Source organism: Halomonas sp. ALS9 (assembly GCF_001651035.1).
Classification (GTDB): domain Bacteria; phylum Pseudomonadota; class Gammaproteobacteria; order Pseudomonadales; family Halomonadaceae; genus Vreelandella.
Genome location: NZ_LXRG01000120.1, coordinates 1 through 267 on the forward strand (window position 1 = coordinate 1; position 267 = coordinate 267).

Below are 267 nucleotides of genomic sequence, written 5' to 3' on the forward strand. Positions count from 1 at the left end.
GAAAGAGCGACTCGAAGGCATGCCACAAACTAACCGTACATTAGTGACCAGCGAAGCAGGTTTTGGCTATTTCGCCCGCGCTTACGCATTTGAAGCGCAAGGCGTATGGGGAGTTAACCATGAGACCCAAGGCAGTGCCCAGGCCATGGCCAAAATGAGCGAATACCTTGCTAATAATCGCCCATGCCAACCAGCGCATTTTTTTGAAAGCACCACGACCAGTATTCATATGGCAGCACTGTCACGGGAAGCATCGCTCCCCCTGCC

Annotated in this window: 1 protein-coding gene; it reads left to right on the forward strand. The window is 52.8% G+C overall.

Going from position 1 to position 267, the window contains the following annotated elements:
• Nucleotides 1-19: 19 nt before the first annotated feature.
• A partial coding sequence (locus A6R74_RS10420; RefSeq protein WP_306460304.1) for a metal ABC transporter solute-binding protein, Zn/Mn family occupies nt 20-267 on the forward strand: 248 nt, incomplete at its 3' end.